Here is a 15,991-nt window from a genome sequence, read left to right as displayed (position 1 = left end):
AAAATACTAGATGTAATGAAAATAGAAGGTAAAAGTTATAGTGTTCTCTATGATGTCTCTACTGCTACAGTGATATTTCAAGGTTCACTTCGTCTCAGTGGAGCAGAAGAATATGCTCCGATTGAGCAGATCCTTAATAGTGTAACAGATCAAGATCCATCTATCATAATCTTAAACTTGCAGAAATTGGAGTTTCTTAACAGTTCAGGTATTAGTATGTTATCAAAATTTGTAATTAATGTCCGCAAGAAAAAAAATAGTCAGATGATCGTCATTGGTTCTCAAGAAATTCCCTGGCAAGGAAAGTCATTAAAAAACTTACAACGGCTCATGCCCTCTCTTAAGCTAGAAATTATTTAAGTCTTTGTATTTAAATTAACTTAATAAAAATATAAAAAGCTAATTAAATATTTCATGTTTTTTTATTAGTGTAACGTTTGGCATTTCTTATAAAAAATCTTTATATATAAAAAGGGATTTCAGTGATTTTTATACTTACTTTCACTTAAAAAAGTAATATCAGTGAAAATCAAAAAAGATAAGCTACTCTATGTTGGTATTGTTATTATTGGTTTTCTTGACTGCAATGACTATACCAAGTGTGCGATCGCCACTTAGCAACGATGAAACTAAACTCACGTTTTTTTAAAAGCATCTTGTTACTCAGCAGCATCATAATATTGCTTGTTGTGGCAACTCCAAGTCAGGCTATGCAAGTGCAGATATCACCAACCAATCCTCATTTGGGAGATACACTAACACTTTTGATTGAGCAAAATCGCGAAGCAGGTGAGCCATCAGTTACAATCAATCAGAAAACTTACCCTACCTTTGAAATTGCCCCAAATCGATTTCGGGCAATGTTACCGACAACGCCCCTAGAACAACCAGGAGTACGTCAAATTCGAGTCAACGCTGGCGATCAGGTACGTAATTTAGCAGTACAAGTAAAGAATCGCTCATTCCCTATCCAGCGGATCAATCTTCCCCCAGGAAAAGCAGGAACTAGCGCAACACAGTACGAACTTGACCGCGTGGCAGAGTTTAAAAAGCTGGTAACGCCACAAAAATACTGGAATGGTCCATTTACAAGGCCAAATAAAGGGCGTATTAGTGCAATTTACGGTGTTCGTCGCTACTACAACGGCAAATTTGCCAAAGACTATTACCATCGTGGTGTTGACTATGCTGGTGGTGTTGGTTCGCCTGTCTTTGCTCCAGCATCAGGACGTGTTGCTTTGGTAGGAACAGTATCTCAAGGCTTTCGTATTCATGGCAATATTGTTGGCATCGACCACGGTCAAGGTGTGACGAGTGCTTTCTTACACCTAAGCAGAATTGATGTTAAAGAGGGAGATATGGTTAAACCAGGTCAAGTCATTGGTGCAGTAGGCTCCACAGGTGCAGTTACAGGTCCTCACTTACATTGGGGGCTATACGTTCATGGAGAATCGGTCGATCCTGTACCTTGGCGCGAACGAGGATTTAATTAATTCAGGTTGAACTTGATCATTTTGCTGGTAGAGCGGGGAAAAATCAAACTAGGGTTACTGCGATCTATGTGAGCAAGCGCCGTGGAGTCTCAAAGTGTTATGAGTATTCAGAAAATAGTAGAACAAGCTTTGCATGATGGTTATCTAACACCAGCAATGGAGGCCGAAGTTGGTCGAATTTGTGACACTGCAGCGGAACTTTCCATTGAAGATTACATGGCACTCGACAAATTAATGGGAGCGCTATTAACAGGAGAAGTTGTAGCAGTACCACGCAAGCAATTCATCAACGTGATGGAAGAATTGGTACTGACAGAAGCGATCGCACGGGTAGCAGAAATTCAAGTGACAAGTGTACACACCATCGATGTAGGTGATATTGCTGCTTACGCTTTAAATCGCCTTCCTCCTTTGTATGCCACAACAGAAGAAGGTGCTAAATATCAAAGCCAGCGTGCTAGTGAAGAACTACAAGATTTAATTCGCGAGCAAGTCAGTGCTGCGATCGCTCGTAGTTTAGATCGACCTGAGTTCTTCCCTGAGCGACAAGCTATTAGTAAAAATACTGGCAATGAAGTTCTCAAACAAGTTAGTAGCTTACTTCAAGCTTATGCACCTAACTACGAAGAACAAATAGCTACTGAAAAATCTGATTCGTCCTTTGATTCTAAGACAGAACTTTAACAAAGCTTCACGAGTTTTTTATGCATTTTTTGCTTTAACAAAGGCACATTATATTTAGGAGTTCCGTCATATTTTTTGGTACTTGGTTTAGCACTGCAAACTCAAGTATCAAAATTTGTGATTCAGCAAGAATAGTGTGGCGTGAGGAAAAGTGATGCTAGAGAAACTTGTATTAGCGGTCACAGTTACATTTTGCCTTAATTTGTTTTTGGGAGTTAACCTACCAAATAAAACTGTGACTTATCCGAGTTATCGCATAGGAGAAACACCTACGCGATTAGTTAATGCTGCGAATCGCTCAAAAATACCGTCCTTACCTGCTGCTTCAATTCCATGGTAGCCAAGAAGAGGTCGGAGGGGAGTTGAGTAGTAGGGTAGGCGGGTATTTGGAGTAGTTGGGAACAATAGCAATTAAATCTCTCAATCTCTCCCACACTCCTACTCTCTCCCACTAACCACTCTTTCACTCACTCCGGACTTCGCCTCGCTTCGCTAACGCTAACACTCCTCGTCCCTGACCCCTCTAATGAGCCAGTGATAAATCTGGCACTCAGGTAGGGAACTTCCCCGCATTAGTGATGTCTAATAGTGAGGGATGTGTTGAGCCAGTGGCTTTTATGAGTCAATCAATTCCTGTAAGCTGGTCATCTGTTGAGGCAAATGTTCCTCAAACACCAGTGCAAATCGATAACTTATCTAACTACGACTTAATTTTGCGTTGTCAAGCTGGGTTACGCCCAGAACGAAATGCATTTGCTGAATTGCTGCGTCGGTATCAGTCCCATGTCGATAAAGTTCTATATCATCTGGCTCCCGACTGGCAAGATCGCGCAGATTTAGCCCAAGAAGTTTGGATTCGTGTTTATCGCAACATCAAGCGCTTAAACGACCCAGTTAAATTTCGCGGCTGGCTGAGTCGAATTGCTACAAACCTATTCTATGACGAGCTACGGAAACGCAAGCGGAATGCTAGCCCGTTGTCATTAGATGCACCTCGTACTGTGGAAGATGGAGATATGGATTGGGAAATAGCAGGAGATCACCCCAGTCCTGATGAGGAGTTAACAACACGAGAGTTCTACGAACAACTCAAAGAAGCGATCGCGGACTTACCAGAAGTCTTTCGCACCACAATCGTCTTGCGGGAGATCGAAGGTATGGCTTACGAAGACATTGCCGAGATTACTGGTGTTTCTTTGGGCACTGTGAAGTCTCGAATTGCGCGAGCACGCTCTAGACTACAATCACAGCTCCAACAGTACTTAGATGGTTAGCAATCCTTGACTTTATAAAGATAGGTAAAAAAGTAGAGGAGGATTATGTCCTAAAGGAGATTTCCAAAACATCAGTGTCTTTGAAGATTAATAAAAGCAGCAATTAGCTGGCGTGAATATTTAGTGTGTTCCCCTAATCACATTTGGTAGTAGTGTTAAAATGACGTCTGAGGTAAAGTTGCCACGTAAGCAACCCCGCAACAGGGGTACGCAAGCAATACACACTGGTTATACTAATCAACCAATGGGTGCTATGGATAGATGTCAGCGCGATCGCTTCGAGTTATTAAGTGCTTTTCTCGATGGTGAGGTAACGGCAGCAGAACGGCAGCAAGTCGAAGAATGGCTAGCAAACGATGCGGAAATTCAGCGTTTATACGCTAGATTACTCAAGCTACGTCAAGGTATAAGAACCCTACCAATACCACCACAACAGCCTGTAGAACAAACAGTCCAGCAAGTCTTTACTCGAATTGAACAGCGAAGATCGCGGCGGGTAGCGATTTGGGGAGGAACAGCGGTTGCTGCAATGTTTGTCGGCGCTTTATCGGGTATATTTACTGGTCGTCCTTCGCTTCAAATCGCTGGGCTGCAACCAGTACCTGAAGCTAGCGAAACTTTGATGGTTGCGGTGAATAGTCCAGTTGTTGAAATCCCTAAAGCAGCAGTAGTTGCTCCAAAACCGCACTTTGTTAATCAAGCCGACTACCGACATGAATAAGGTAAGCAAATAATAAGAGTGATTGAATTATGGTAAACAACTACTCCACCAACCATTTGGTAGTCGCCGACCACCAAATGTATTAACTTGTTTCGGTGTCATCAAGTAAACCCAAGCAGAACTAAGAGAAGTTAAGTCTAAATTATAAGTGTCTATTTGCTGGCGATAGTACTCATTCTCCTCAATAGGTCGTCTAGGATGATAATCCTCTAGTAAATCTAGATAATCTAAAACTTCTACATTAGGGAACGAAAGGACAAAGCCTTCAACGCGATCGCCTTTGGCGCTGCGCTCCGCGCAATCGCCGCCAAGAGTCATAGCAGGATAACCGACAGGAAGGTGATAAAGCCTCCCAAATGCGATCGCCCGTTTCACTGTCAAAACCTTATCTGCACAATACCGTTGATAATTGATCTCTCCAGGCTTCAGTGTTCCGTAAACAAATACATGAACGGCTTCTGATTTCATGTTTAAATTTGGCTGCACAAATCAAACGCGCTTAGCGCACCTCAATAACAGTTCTAGCAATTAAATCATCTGTAGGAAAACCTTCTAAATCAAGCTTAAGCCGATTATTCCGCTTTCTCCTTTGACTACAGCAGCGCCAATGAGATGTGCTAGACGCAATGCCTCAGGGACTTTACCACGCTCTGTCAAGCGTTGTAGTACAGCCGTTACTTCTGGACTCACACCAGATACCTGAAAGAAAAAAGGTGGATACTGATAAATCGCGCCAGCATGTTAATGTAACTTAAAGGCTGTTATCGGTCAATAGTCAGTGAAGCAACTATTAACCATTAATCAGTATACAAATATACGATCAATCATTACGCCCGCCTACTTACGCTGACTATAGTGTTTATTTACTGCTACATTTTGGAAAGTAGCTTGTGAACACAGCTTTAGTAATGAATCGTGTCTTTTCGCCACTGCAACAATTTTTGATTACCTGGTTGCTGATTTTAATCACAGGTTGGGTAACGCTAAATGCCTTAAGATATATCGGAGAACTACTCAGCATTTTGATTACTGCTGGGTTGATTGCATTTTTACTAAACTATGCGGTTGCAGCCTTGCAATCATTTTTACCTCGAAGTATTGCCGCAGTTCTAGTTTACTTATTAGCTGGAGTCGTTGTCGTTCTCACTGCTGTGACATTAGTACCACCAGTATTCAATCAAGCACGGCAGTTGGTCGTAAATTTACCATCGCTGGTAGGCTCTGCACAACAGCAGTTGACAATGTTTCAAACTTGGAGTGTAGAACACAACTTACCGTTTGATGTTCGGATCTTGGCATCACAGTTGCTGGCACGGGCACAAACTTTGAGTGAGGCGATCGCCACCAAAGGTTTTGGTTTAGTACTAGGAACTTTTAACTGGGTATTAGACCTGATTTTTGTTTTAGTGATCTCATTTTATATGCTCATTGATGGAGAGCGATTGTGGCAGGGGTTAACGCGCATTTTTGCACCAACAATTCGTGAAAAACTGACAGAATCACTTCAGCGTAACCTCCAGAGATTTGTTTCTGGTCAATTGTTGTTAGGTTTATTTATGGCAGCAACGCTGACACCTGCTTTTTGGGCGTTACACGTCCCGTTCTTTCTTTTATTTGCTGTTTTTATCGGTTTTATGGAAGTCATCCCCTTTATTGGGGCTACTTTAGGAATTGCAACAGTAACAATCGTTGTGGCATTTATTGACTGGTTGCTGGCATTGCAAGTTTTAGCAACAGCAGTCGCTTTGCAACAAATCAAAGATAATTTAGTTGCTCCTCGAATTATGGGAAATCTGACAGGTTTATCTCCAGTAATTATTTTTGTATCTTTACTATTAGGAGCACAATTTGGTGGATTCTTAGGAGTAATTTTAGCAATTCCTCTTACTGGTGTGGTTAAGAGTTTGTCAGAAATTGTGTTTGATCCGACACTACCACCTCAAACTGGTTCATTTTTTTACAACCCGCTCGATAGTAGCGATCAAATCTTACTCAAGGTTAGTTCAAGAACTAATGATGATGCCAATTAGTTGGATAGTTATCATATTTAAGTTGTAACTTATCAAGCATGAACGAACCACTCCAGACACAGACTAACCAGAGGACAGAAAAAAGAGAATTTTGGTAAGTTCAGATTAAATTTATGTTAGCAATAATTCGTAAAAACAAAGAGCTTCTACGAGTCATTTTGGCTGTATCTATTATTATAGTTGGTCTACTCCACTTTGCCTTACCTGATATTTTTGTCAGTATTGTGCCATCTCTTTTACCATATCCTTTAGAGCTAGTTTATATTAGTGGATTTTTTGAGATTTTAGGAGGAATTGGGTTACTTGTTCCTACAGTTAGCCGTGCTGCTGCTTGGGGACTAATCGCACTTTTTATTGCAGTGTTTCCTGCTAATATTAATATGGCTGTAAATCACATTCATATTGATAATATTCCTGATTCTCCTTGGTTTCAGGTTGTAAGATTACCGTTTCAAGCGGTTTTAATTGCATGGGCGTGGTGGTATACAAAGCCTGCAACTGATATCAAAAACCAAGCAGCAATTATCAATTTGGATGAGATAGAAACTTAGGTCATAATACGTATTACTAAAATGGCAATCGCATTCAGCATAGCTGCATTCTTTGGAGTTGGCGAGCTAGAGCGTGCTAAAGTTAATTACAATAATTCTCATCTAGTAATAATCTACTAACTTAGCGCCTTAGCCTCGCTATGACACTGATCCTCAACCAAGCAAACTGGGATGAATTACATCAGCAGGCTCCCAAACTCCAACTTGACAATTTGGTGTATGAAGATTTGGAGCACATTACAGGCATACCAGAGTGCATAGGTCGCGGCTATAATCGCAACATAGAGCTATCACCAGGGTTGTGTTTAAATTTCTATGATTGCGAATACCAGCACGACTTGATAGTAAAAGCCCCTGCTCACGAGCATGATATCCAAATTGTGATTTTGCTGTCAGGATTCATTTATTTTGAGGCAGTTCATCCTAATTTGGGCGGGACGTGTGGCTATTTTTCGGGTAGCGGAATTTCACCAGCGTATGTTGAAAAATACCGAGATGGAGAGCGTTTAACCTTTGTCGGTGTAAACATTGAGCCAGAATGGCTAAACTCATTTTTGCAGGAAGATAAGCAATACAATTCTGACATTCGGAAGCTACTGTTTAAAGGAGATGACTGGAAAATATCGCTTTACCCAACAGTAACTTTGAAAATGCGATCGCTGGCGCAACAATTATTGAATGCACCCTATCGAGGTGCGGCGAAGCGGATGTATCTTCAGGGAAAGGTGTTTGAGTTATTAGCAATGCACCTCGACTTCATTACAGCAGAGCAAAAGCTGCGTAATTTACCAAGGCTAAAGCCTGAAACAATCGCGCGTTTGCATTACGCTAAAGAAATTTTGACGACACAATTTGAGAATCCGCCATCGCTGTCAGAGTTGGCACAACGAGTAGGAGTGAGCGATCGCACCCTCCAGCGAGGATTTCGCGAACTATTCGGTACACCCGTGTTTGGCTACCTGCACAATCTGCGCATGGAGCAAGCAGAACAGCTTTTACGCAGCCGAGAAATGCGAGTGTCGGAAGTCGCTCATGCGGTAGGCTATTCTCACTTAGGACATTTCACTGAGGCATTCAAGCGCAAGTTTGGCATGACACCAAAGCAATGTCAGATGGGGAAGTAGATGCCCTCCGACTGAAGTCGGGGCTACCCAAACGAAGTGTGCCTCCACACACTATAAGCAATAGTTTTGTGGGGGTAAGGTATGCTTTACCCGTAGTCCACGAAGGTAGACTACCCTGCGGGAAGCCGCTACGCGTCTATGTTTGTTTAGTAGCGAATTTATTCGCTTAGGATTCATACAAGAAGTCTAACGAATGTTCATAGTAATACCAAAGAGGGAAGAAAGAACGAGATTAAGGTCACTGGGAATGGCGTAGGTGTTGATATCTTTCTCAATCTTTCTTTCTTGACGTTGAAACTGCCCAAATTTCCAAGTATCGCCCGTTGTGACAGTGCCGTAGAGCGTTGGAGTTGGTGAATCCGTCCATTGGTCGAGAGCAATCAGTTCAACCGCAAGTTGGGTAAAGCCCTTGGCTAAATCCGCATTTTTAGCTTCTACTACAAGTAAGTTTTGAGGCGTGGGGATGAAATAATCAAAACTGCCTTTGAGCCTAGAGTTAACTCGGACTGGATATTCAATTTTGAGTGGTGCTTGGATAAACTTACAAACAGTTTTGAGGATAGGAAAGATTAATGCTTCGCGTCGAGCAATTTCTGATGAGGGGTCTACTAATGCTAAATTTTCTTGCAGTTCAGTTTTCAACGGTTCTGGGTTGATGGGCAGCTGCTGCGGTAGTTGCAGCGAAGTATTGTTGAAAACCACGCCAAATTCTGCCAGTATATCGGCTGTGTCAAAGGACAATTCTGCATATTTGCTAAAGGTATAGCTTTCAGCGGGATCGAGAATTTTGGTTCTACTCATGCGTTGCTTCTGTTAGTACTTTACTTTCGATTGCTGATGATAACCGCGATCGCGCAGCGTGTGCTTTGCACATTTGCCTTTGGGTTTACCGATTGCTTAGCTTTAGATTCATTGTATAACAGGGGAGCAAAGGGGCAGGGGATAATCCAAAATCTAGAACCCAAATCGAATGACGTTTTTGGGATAAAAAAATGGCGCTCTACCGTATGGCGGCACTCATACAAATCCTGTAATCTTGCAACTTAGGCTTCTTGATAAAGATTCTCTTTTGGTGTGAGCATGGTTAGCATTCGGCAAGGTAGGAGTTTGAAGGGCAGCTTGTTTCTATGGTTAATTCAAAGCGTGGTGGAAATGGGAGCGATCGCCTTTACCCTATTGCTAACTTCAGCAGTTTATGCATCAGAGAACGTTAACACAAAAGAACGGGTATCTTCTTTACCTCAGCTTACTGAAAATCAACCCGCGACAACCGTTGCCGACTGGCTCGCGCAAATCGAAGCATCGATAGTGCAAATTACGAATGTGCGTGTGGAAGCAACCGAGACAGGCTTGCAGGTAGTGCTGGAAACAGCAAATGGCAATTTTGAAGTGCCGGAAACTCGGATTGTGGGCAATGATTTGATTGTAGATGTTGCAGGTGCGGCGATCGCTCAAGCGTTTTCTCAAGCAAACCCAGTTGAGGGAATTGCGCTGGTGAGTGTAACAAGTTTGCCAAATAATCAAGTACAGGTAACGATTACAGGAACCGATGCGCCACCTGTGGCTGAGGTGACAACAACTGCTCAAGGATTAGTGCTAGCGGTGACGTTAGGGGATGCTAATACTGTAGCGGATGAGGATGCGATCGAAATTGTGGTGACAGGTGAGCAAGATGAGGGCTACAACCCGTCGAGTGCTTCTACAGCAACACGAACAGATACGCCGCTGCGGGACATTCCTCAATCGATCCAGGTGGTGCCGCGAGAGGTGTTGGAAGATCGAAATGTGAGAAATCTGAATGAAGCAGTGGAAACCGTTAGCGGTGTTGCTCGTGGAGGCGGACTTTATGGCAATGGATCAATTACATACAACAGAATCATCAGAGGATTCGACCAGGGGTTTTCAGGAGTTACCAGTTTCCGCAATGGCTTTCCTGATAACGATTTTTTTAGCCTCTTACCGATTGGAACTATTGAGCAAATAGAAGTGCTGAGAGGACCTGCTTCAGTTCTGTTTGGAGCAGGGGAACCTGGTGGAATTATTAATGTCATCACGCGGCAGCCTTTAGATGAACCCTATTATAATGCGACATTTGAGGCAGGAAGTTATGGGTTATATCAACCCAGTATTGATTTATCAGGACCGCTGACAGATAACGATTCTGTTTTATATCGCTTCATTGCTAGCTACCAAGGCTCGAGTGATTTCCAAGGCTTTGCCGACTCAAGATTAACTACGATCGCACCCTCTCTTACCTTTAATTTGGGAGAGCAAACAGAGTTAGACCTGTACTATGAATACACTCACCTTTATGCTAATCCTTCTGCTGCTGGCACTAATACTGTAATTCTCAGCGATGGTAGTTTGCCTCCTCGAAACTTTGCCCCCTACTATCCTGGTTTAAGCCTTCTGAATGTTAGAGTTGACAGATTTGGATACAGTCTGGAACACGAATTAAATAACGACTGGCGAATCAGAAACAATGTTGCAATCAACCTGACTCATTTTAGAAATGATGTGGCAGGATTTCCTAGTACAGTAGAAGACGATCGCTTTGTTGGTGGATTTGATGCCTCCAAAGATAATTATCAGAGAAATAACTTCTTCGGGCAGATCGACTTGGTTGGAGAGTTGGGGACTGGCTCAATTTCCCATCAAGTTTTAGCAGGGTTTGATTTTAACCGCTTCAGTAATGAAGGCAATAATGTCGATGCTGATACGCCTCTACCTCCTCTAGACATTCGCAATCCAAATTACGATATTCCAACTCCTAGCTACTCAACAATCCCTACCTTCTCCGATTTCAAGTTGGTACGGCGCTCGTACGGTGTTTATCTTCAGGATCAGATTGCGCTTCTAGATAATCTCAAACTTTTAATTGGCGGTCGCTACGACTGGGTTTCAACTGATCTTGCAGTAGATCTAACCACACCAGGAGATGTCATTGATCGTCCAACCCGCAATGACGGTGCCTTTAGTCCTCGTGCGGGTTTGGTCTATCAACCTAGTGAAGATGTTGCGCTCTATGCTAGCTACACGCGATCGTTTGCTCCTCTTTCTGGATTTGATAACACGAGTACGGATGCAGATGTTATTTACGAGCCATCAAGAGGAACTCAATACGAAGTTGGTGTAAAAGCTGATTTTCTAGATAGCAGACTTTCAGCAACCATAGCTGCCTATCATTTGACCAGAACCAATGTTCTTACACCCGATCCAGATGACCCTACTCGTTCTATTCAAACTGGAGAGCAGCGCAGTCAGGGAATTGAGTTCGATGTGACAGGTGAAATCTTACCTGGTTGGAACGTAATTTTATCCTATGCCTTAACCGATGCAGAAGTTACTAAAGATAACACCTTTCCTCAAGGCAATCGATTAGCAAATGTACCAGAAAATCAAGCAAGTTTCTGGACAACTTATACCATTCAAGAAGGTGCTTTAGAGGGCTTAGGATTTGGTTTAGGACTGTTTTATATCGGTGAACGGCAAGGTGATTTAGATAACTCGTTTCAACTAGGTGATTACTTACGGACTGATGCAGCACTTTACTATCGAAGGGGACGTTTCAGAGGTGCGATTAATATCCGTAACTTGTTTGATGTAGACGAGGCAGCGTTTGCCTTCAGCAGAACTCTTGTTCAAAGAACTGAACCCTTTACAATTGTCGGTTCGGTGAGTTGGGAATTTTAGTGGACAACTTCTCCAAGTTAGAACTCAAAGATACAGGCTGAATATGAATTAATTCTGTAATGCTTCACAATGAGGAAAAAAGTGTTCCGTAAAGCCAAGCTATTTCTACTCTTTTTAGCAGCAGTTTTTGTCTTCTCTATCGCTGCTTGCAACAGTAAGACGCTGTGGCTTCAGCCAGGCAGAATAAATTCAACAGCTAAACAAGCAGAGCAGTCAGACTCTGCACAAAAATCAGCAGCAACAAAAATTGTCAGCCATGCTTTAGGACAAGCGGAAATTCCACTTCATCCCCAGCGCATTTTGGTGCTAGATGGTAGTTATCTTCTCGACCCGTTATTAGCAATAGGCATAAAACCAGTGGGTGCTGCCACCTGCCCCTACTGCATCAAGTCGGATACGCTCAATCAGTTCGTTGCTGATATTCCGCTTGTGGGTCATTGGGAACAACCGTCTTTAGAAAAAATTCTCAGTCTAAAACCTGATTTAATTGTGGGACATATATGGCAAAAGCAATACTATTCACTCTTGTCTATGATCGCACCTACGGTAATGATAGATACGGATAGTGGAGTCAATTTCAAAAAAAACTTGAAATATTTAGCCGAAATCTTGGACAGGAGCGATCGGGCTGAAGAAATTTTGGCTGAGTATAATGAACGAATTCAAAAGTTTCAGCAACAGCTAGCCGAAAAGTTGAGGACTAAAACAGTATCGGTTCTTCACCTTTATGGGTCAAACGTTGCTGTTTATGGATCGGATTTTGTGCCATACGGTCAGATCATGCTCGATGCGGGTATACCGCTTATCCCTGCTTATAAAAATCTCAAAGGCTACTTAGAATTAAGCCTTGAGGCTTTGCCTGATTGGGATGCCGATATTTTATTTGTTGACATACTCCGTGTGGAAGACTCTGGAAAGCTTGAATCGTCATCGTTTTTACAACAACCGATTTGGTCAACATTAAAAGCTGTGCAGAATAACCAAGTATATGTAGTGAGTTGGGCTAGTACTGTTGTAGGTCCAATGACAGCTAATCAATTTGTTGATGAACTTTATAGATATTTTAGTGATACTCTTTAAGCTGATAAAAAAGTATACGCTGCTCATTTAGCAATCCTACTACTGTTATTTCAAAGTAGCGATCTGAAAAATCATCCTCATATGCAAAAGTCACTATTTATGCTATTTGCGTGAAAGCTACACGTGCGATTCTCTGCGAGACGGCAAAGCCGAACGCCTTTGGTTGAGTAAACGAAGTGAGGTGCAATTACTATTGTGGAAAGTGCGAACGCCTTTGATTGAGTTTTTGGCAGTGAGGTGCGATCACTCTTGGAGATTTGTGCAGCAGTTCCTTTGTTATGAAGCGTATTACAATAAAAACCAAACCTAGCTGAAATTTTATGAACGCTCTCACCGTTGACATTAAATCTGTCATCGACCTAACCGATGAGCAATTCTACCAGCTTTGTCAGCGCAATCGAGATTTGCGGTTTGAGCGCACTGCTCAAGGAGAACTGATTATTATGCCGCCCACCGGAGGTGGAACCAGCCAGCGCAATGGGCGTTTGACTCAGCAATTGTTTAATTGGACAGACGCAGATGGTACAGGTGTTGCTTTCGACTCCTCTGGAGGATTCAAGTTACCCAATGGAGCCAATCGCTCACCCGATGCAGCCTGGTTAACCTTGGAGCGCTGGAACACACTCACGCCCCAACAGCAAGAGAAGTTTATTCCGCTTTGTCCCGATTTTGTTGTGGAGTTGATGTCTCCGAGTGATTCGCTGTCTACAACACAAGCCAAGATGCACGAATATATTGATAATGGTGCGCGTTTGGGCTGGCTGTTGAACCGCAAGGCGAAGCAAGTTGAAGTTTATCGTTCGGGTAAGGCGATTGAAGTATGCCGAGCACCTGAGACGCTTTCGGGGGAAGATGTGCTTCCTGGCTTCACCTTGAATCTGGCTCCAATTTGGTAGCATAAGTGCTTGTAAGTGAGCCTTTTGATTTGAATCAACCAGGGGCGATCGCTCTCAAAACTTTGAAACAAAGAGGCGATTGATTAGTCTGTCCTTTAATTCTCCAATCCTTATAGCCGATCGGGATCTTCACCTAATGCTCGCAGTCGTGCAGCAAGTCGTTCTTTTTGTTATCGCTCGGTGTCTGCTCGTTGTTGTTCAAGTTCTCGCTGTTGCCGTTCTTGTTCAGCTTCACTTAAGTAGCGATCACCCTTCACATTAAACCACGCTAACTGCTCCTGCAATACATTGCCAAATATCATCTGGCAGCGTCCAATTCCTAATTCCACCTCTGGCATCCAACAAGGTTCACCACTTTGCAACTCATATTCACCATTCACCAGCTTGTACACTTCAAACGGCTGGCGCTTGTCCCGTTGCCAAAACTCTGGGTTGTAAATTACATAGTACAGAACCCCTAAACGAGTATAGATGTTCATCTTCTCGTCATACTCTCCCCCTGGCTTGTGCGACACCATCTCTACACCTTCTTCCCACACAACATAGCTGCGACGCGACTTTCCTCCCTTCTTGCGCTCCACTCCCAAGCTCAGAAATGCATCGGGTACAACCGGTACTCTAGGGCTGATGCCAGTGGTGTGATACACTGCCATGTCCACCGTAAAGTCCCAATCCATCCGATCTGCCCAAATAGCATTGAGCAGAAACAGCAGTACATTGGGCAGTAGGTTTTGATCCTCGCTTCGCGACGGCGAAACGCCTACGTTATCCACGGGCGTATCGTCAGAACAGGGCAGTTCATCACTAGAGGGCAGGTGTTGTAGGTCGATGGGCAGCATAGCAAAACCTCAAACGTCCTGAGATGAATTTATTATATGTGACGGTCCAGCCAATCTTCGAGACGCTACGCGATCGCTCGAATCGTTGAAGCGGTAAAAGAACGGGAGCGATATGTGTAATTTTTAATCTTGCTCGCTGAGTTGAGATCCACGAAACTTAAGACAGCGTTGTAGAAACTGTTGAGGAATTGCTATGTTTCCACCAAAATGAAGGTGAAGATAAGACGCATGAACTTGATACGCTTGCCACCCTTCTAACATTAAGCTTGAAGAATTGTATCCTTGAAGTTCAAATAAAGGCTCTGTTGGTATTTCATTGAGCCGCGATCGATGAAACTCGTGTCCCCAGATTACTGTACCAGTCTTAAACAGTGGACTTTGCAATACATTTGCTCGGCGATAACCGAGTGTTAAGCGAGAATCCATAATTGCTGTTGCAGGAATGATGTCTACCATTGACCAAGATTGACATTCAAAATCGACGATCGCCTGCGACAAATACATTAACCCACCACATTCGGCATAAGTAGGCATTCCTCGCTCAATTGCTTTTTTTACTGCTACCCGTGCTGATTTATTTTCTGTCAATTGTTGGGCAAATACTTCAGGAAAGCCGCCCCCGAAATATAATCCTTGGATGTTTTCTGGTAAGTCAGGATCTGTCAATGGACTCCAATAAACGATTTCTGCACCCAGTTGTACCAGAATCTCTAAGTTATCTGGGTAGTAGAAACTAAAAGCGCGATCGCGTGCCACTGCTATTCTGAGTGAAATACTATGGGTAGCACTTGCGAGCTTTTCTTCATCTTCTGTCGTTACGCTAAAACCATTCACTCGTTTTAAAAGTGGTAATAACTGTTCCCAGTCAAAACAGGTTTCTCCAAGTTGCGCAAATTTATCGATCAATTGATCGAGTTGCGTCATTTCTGCGGTGGGAACTAAACCTAGGTGACGATCGGGAATTGTTAGATCATCAGAACGGCGTAATACACCAAGAATTGGTAACTGTATTGACTCTAGTGCTTCTTGAAGAAGTTGCAAATGGCGATCGCTACCAACACGATTTAGAACAACCCCCGCAATTTTGACTCGTGGATCGAACGAACGATAACCGTGAGCGATCGCCGCTACAGATCGCGATAACCGGCTACAGTCAATGACAAGTAAAACTGGTAACTCTAATAACCGTGCAATGTGTGCCGTACTGGCTGTGTCATCAATACCCGTAGCACCATCAAATAATCCCATAACGCCTTCTACCAGCGCACAATCAACACCTTGAGTGTGATGTTTGAAGGACTGCTTTACATAAGCATCATTAGTCAATATCAAATCTAAATTGCGGCAGGGGCGTTTTGTTACATACTGATGAAACATCGGGTCAATGTAATCAGGTCCAACCTTGAAAGATTGCACCTGTAGCCGCTGGCTTAGATAAGCAAGCAACATCAGCGTTACTGTCGTTTTACCAACGCCACTACGTTCTCCAGCGATAATCAATGCCATTTAAAGTACAAAAGCAGAGGAGTAGAAAAGTAGGGGCGCAGAAGAGAAACGATGTGTAATTCTCATTTAGTGAAATAGTAACGAACGGCTAAAGATTGGG

The 15,991-nt window shown here is 43.0% G+C and carries 16 protein-coding genes and 1 pseudogene; 12 read left to right on the top strand and 5 right to left on the bottom strand.

Translation table 11 applies throughout. The features are described 5' to 3' along the window. Nucleotides 1–15 precede the first annotated feature (15 nt). The 6 genes from CSQ79_RS12765 (at nt 16) to CSQ79_RS12740 (ending at nt 4,172) form a co-directional block, all read left to right on the top strand. Complete coding sequence (locus CSQ79_RS12765) at nt 16–360, top strand: slr1659 superfamily regulator (RefSeq protein WP_099701554.1); 345 nt, start codon at nt 16–18, stop codon at nt 358–360. Nucleotides 361–623: 263 nt separating this feature from the next. Continuing rightward, nucleotides 624–1,493: a M23 family metallopeptidase gene (locus tag CSQ79_RS12760; RefSeq protein WP_099701553.1), complete on the top strand. Its 870-nt coding sequence runs from the start codon at nt 624–626 to the stop codon at nt 1,491–1,493. 99 nt (nt 1,494–1,592) lie between these two features. Continuing rightward, complete coding sequence (locus CSQ79_RS12755) at nt 1,593–2,177, top strand: late competence development ComFB family protein (RefSeq protein ID WP_099701552.1); 585 nt, start codon at nt 1,593–1,595, stop codon at nt 2,175–2,177. 154 nt (nt 2,178–2,331) lie between these two features. Next, a complete protein-coding gene (locus CSQ79_RS28895) occupies nt 2,332–2,517 on the top strand; it encodes a QAALIT motif small membrane protein (protein WP_099701551.1) in 186 nt (61 codons plus the stop codon). 277 nt (nt 2,518–2,794) lie between these two features. After that, nucleotides 2,795–3,451 carry an RNA polymerase sigma factor SigG gene (locus CSQ79_RS12745; RefSeq protein ID WP_099701732.1) on the top strand — a complete coding sequence of 219 codons (657 nt, stop codon included), beginning with the start codon at nt 2,795–2,797 and terminating at the stop codon, nt 3,449–3,451. A gap of 160 nt (nt 3,452–3,611) precedes the next feature. Further along, on the top strand, nt 3,612–4,172 hold the full coding sequence (locus CSQ79_RS12740) for an anti-sigma factor family protein (protein WP_099701550.1): 561 nt from the start codon (nt 3,612–3,614) through the stop codon (nt 4,170–4,172). A gap of 27 nt (nt 4,173–4,199) precedes the next feature. Here the strand turns inward: CSQ79_RS12740 and CSQ79_RS12735 are convergent, their stop codons facing one another. Next, a complete protein-coding gene (locus CSQ79_RS12735; RefSeq protein ID WP_099701549.1) occupies nt 4,200–4,640 on the bottom strand; it encodes a gamma-glutamylcyclotransferase family protein in 441 nt (146 codons plus the stop codon). A gap of 84 nt (nt 4,641–4,724) precedes the next feature. Continuing rightward, nucleotides 4,725–4,910 (bottom strand): annotated as a pseudogene (locus CSQ79_RS12730) (endonuclease dU); the annotation flags it as partial. A gap of 170 nt (nt 4,911–5,080) precedes the next feature. On the opposite strand from CSQ79_RS12730, the gene CSQ79_RS12725 reads away from it, so the two are divergent. From CSQ79_RS12725 to CSQ79_RS12715, 3 genes are all read left to right on the top strand, one after another. Then, on the top strand, nt 5,081–6,202 hold the full coding sequence (locus tag CSQ79_RS12725; protein WP_099701548.1) for an AI-2E family transporter: 1,122 nt from the start codon (nt 5,081–5,083) through the stop codon (nt 6,200–6,202). Nucleotides 6,203–6,315: 113 nt separating this feature from the next. After that, entirely contained in the window at nt 6,316–6,753 is a 438-nt protein-coding gene (locus CSQ79_RS12720; protein ID WP_099701547.1) for a DoxX family protein, read from the top strand. Between the two features lie 140 nt (nt 6,754–6,893). Continuing rightward, nucleotides 6,894–7,877 carry a helix-turn-helix transcriptional regulator gene (locus CSQ79_RS12715; protein ID WP_099701546.1) on the top strand — a complete coding sequence of 328 codons (984 nt, stop codon included), beginning with the start codon at nt 6,894–6,896 and terminating at the stop codon, nt 7,875–7,877. Nucleotides 7,878–8,063: 186 nt separating this feature from the next. On the opposite strand, the gene CSQ79_RS12710 is transcribed toward CSQ79_RS12715, so the two are convergent. Then, nucleotides 8,064–8,678 carry a hypothetical protein gene (locus CSQ79_RS12710; RefSeq protein WP_099701545.1) on the bottom strand — a complete coding sequence of 205 codons (615 nt, stop codon included), beginning with the start codon at nt 8,676–8,678 and terminating at the stop codon, nt 8,064–8,066. 279 nt (nt 8,679–8,957) lie between these two features. Here CSQ79_RS12710 and CSQ79_RS12705 point away from each other — a divergent pair, with 279 nt between their 5' ends. The 3 genes from CSQ79_RS12705 to CSQ79_RS12695 all read left to right on the top strand — a co-directional run bounded on the left by CSQ79_RS12705 (nt 8,958) and on the right by CSQ79_RS12695 (nt 13,546). After that, nucleotides 8,958–11,570, top strand: coding sequence for a TonB-dependent siderophore receptor (locus tag CSQ79_RS12705; RefSeq protein WP_099701544.1), 2,613 nt, complete (start codon nt 8,958–8,960; stop codon nt 11,568–11,570). A gap of 69 nt (nt 11,571–11,639) precedes the next feature. Further along, nucleotides 11,640–12,650: an ABC transporter substrate-binding protein gene (locus CSQ79_RS12700; RefSeq protein ID WP_099701543.1), complete on the top strand. Its 1,011-nt coding sequence runs from the start codon at nt 11,640–11,642 to the stop codon at nt 12,648–12,650. A gap of 320 nt (nt 12,651–12,970) precedes the next feature. Beyond that, nucleotides 12,971–13,546, top strand: coding sequence for a Uma2 family endonuclease (locus CSQ79_RS12695; RefSeq protein ID WP_099701542.1), 576 nt, complete (start codon nt 12,971–12,973; stop codon nt 13,544–13,546). Between the two features lie 170 nt (nt 13,547–13,716). Here the strand turns inward: CSQ79_RS12695 and CSQ79_RS12690 are convergent, their stop codons facing one another. After that, entirely contained in the window at nt 13,717–14,385 is a 669-nt protein-coding gene (locus CSQ79_RS12690; protein ID WP_099701541.1) for a Uma2 family endonuclease, read from the bottom strand. 123 nt (nt 14,386–14,508) lie between these two features. Then, nucleotides 14,509–15,891: a cobyrinic acid a,c-diamide synthase CobB gene (locus CSQ79_RS12685; RefSeq protein WP_099701540.1), complete on the bottom strand. Its 1,383-nt coding sequence runs from the start codon at nt 15,889–15,891 to the stop codon at nt 14,509–14,511. Between the last annotated feature and the right edge of the window lie 100 nt (nt 15,892–15,991).

Source organism: Gloeocapsopsis sp. IPPAS B-1203, from assembly GCF_002749975.1.
GTDB lineage: Bacteria > Cyanobacteriota > Cyanobacteriia > Cyanobacteriales > Chroococcidiopsidaceae > Gloeocapsopsis.
The sequence above is the reverse complement of the archived record's forward strand: the minus strand, read 5'-3'. Positions and strand labels throughout refer to the sequence as shown.

Coding starts and splice junctions, on each gene's coding strand:
- CSQ79_RS28895 (WP_099701551.1), top strand. CDS start 2,332: ATGCTAGAGAAACTTGTATTAGCGGTCACAGTTACATTTTGCCTTAAT.
- CSQ79_RS12710 (WP_099701545.1), bottom strand. CDS start 8,678: ATGAGTAGAACCAAAATTCTCGATCCCGCTGAAAGCTATACCTTTAGC.
- CSQ79_RS12695 (WP_099701542.1), top strand. CDS start 12,971: ATGAACGCTCTCACCGTTGACATTAAATCTGTCATCGACCTAACCGAT.
- CSQ79_RS12735 (WP_099701549.1), bottom strand. CDS start 4,640: ATGAAATCAGAAGCCGTTCATGTATTTGTTTACGGAACACTGAAGCCT.
- CSQ79_RS12725 (WP_099701548.1), top strand. CDS start 5,081: ATGAATCGTGTCTTTTCGCCACTGCAACAATTTTTGATTACCTGGTTG.
- CSQ79_RS12740 (WP_099701550.1), top strand. CDS start 3,612: ATGACGTCTGAGGTAAAGTTGCCACGTAAGCAACCCCGCAACAGGGGT.
- CSQ79_RS12720 (WP_099701547.1), top strand. CDS start 6,316: ATGTTAGCAATAATTCGTAAAAACAAAGAGCTTCTACGAGTCATTTTG.
- CSQ79_RS12715 (WP_099701546.1), top strand. CDS start 6,894: ATGACACTGATCCTCAACCAAGCAAACTGGGATGAATTACATCAGCAG.
- CSQ79_RS12760 (WP_099701553.1), top strand. CDS start 624: ATGAAACTAAACTCACGTTTTTTTAAAAGCATCTTGTTACTCAGCAGC.
- CSQ79_RS12685 (WP_099701540.1), bottom strand. CDS start 15,891: ATGGCATTGATTATCGCTGGAGAACGTAGTGGCGTTGGTAAAACGACA.
- CSQ79_RS12765 (WP_099701554.1), top strand. CDS start 16: ATGAAAATAGAAGGTAAAAGTTATAGTGTTCTCTATGATGTCTCTACT.
- CSQ79_RS12700 (WP_099701543.1), top strand. CDS start 11,640: ATGAGGAAAAAAGTGTTCCGTAAAGCCAAGCTATTTCTACTCTTTTTA.
- CSQ79_RS12690 (WP_099701541.1), bottom strand. CDS start 14,385: ATGCTGCCCATCGACCTACAACACCTGCCCTCTAGTGATGAACTGCCC.
- CSQ79_RS12745 (WP_099701732.1), top strand. CDS start 2,795: ATGAGTCAATCAATTCCTGTAAGCTGGTCATCTGTTGAGGCAAATGTT.
- CSQ79_RS12755 (WP_099701552.1), top strand. CDS start 1,593: ATGAGTATTCAGAAAATAGTAGAACAAGCTTTGCATGATGGTTATCTA.
- CSQ79_RS12705 (WP_099701544.1), top strand. CDS start 8,958: ATGGTTAGCATTCGGCAAGGTAGGAGTTTGAAGGGCAGCTTGTTTCTA.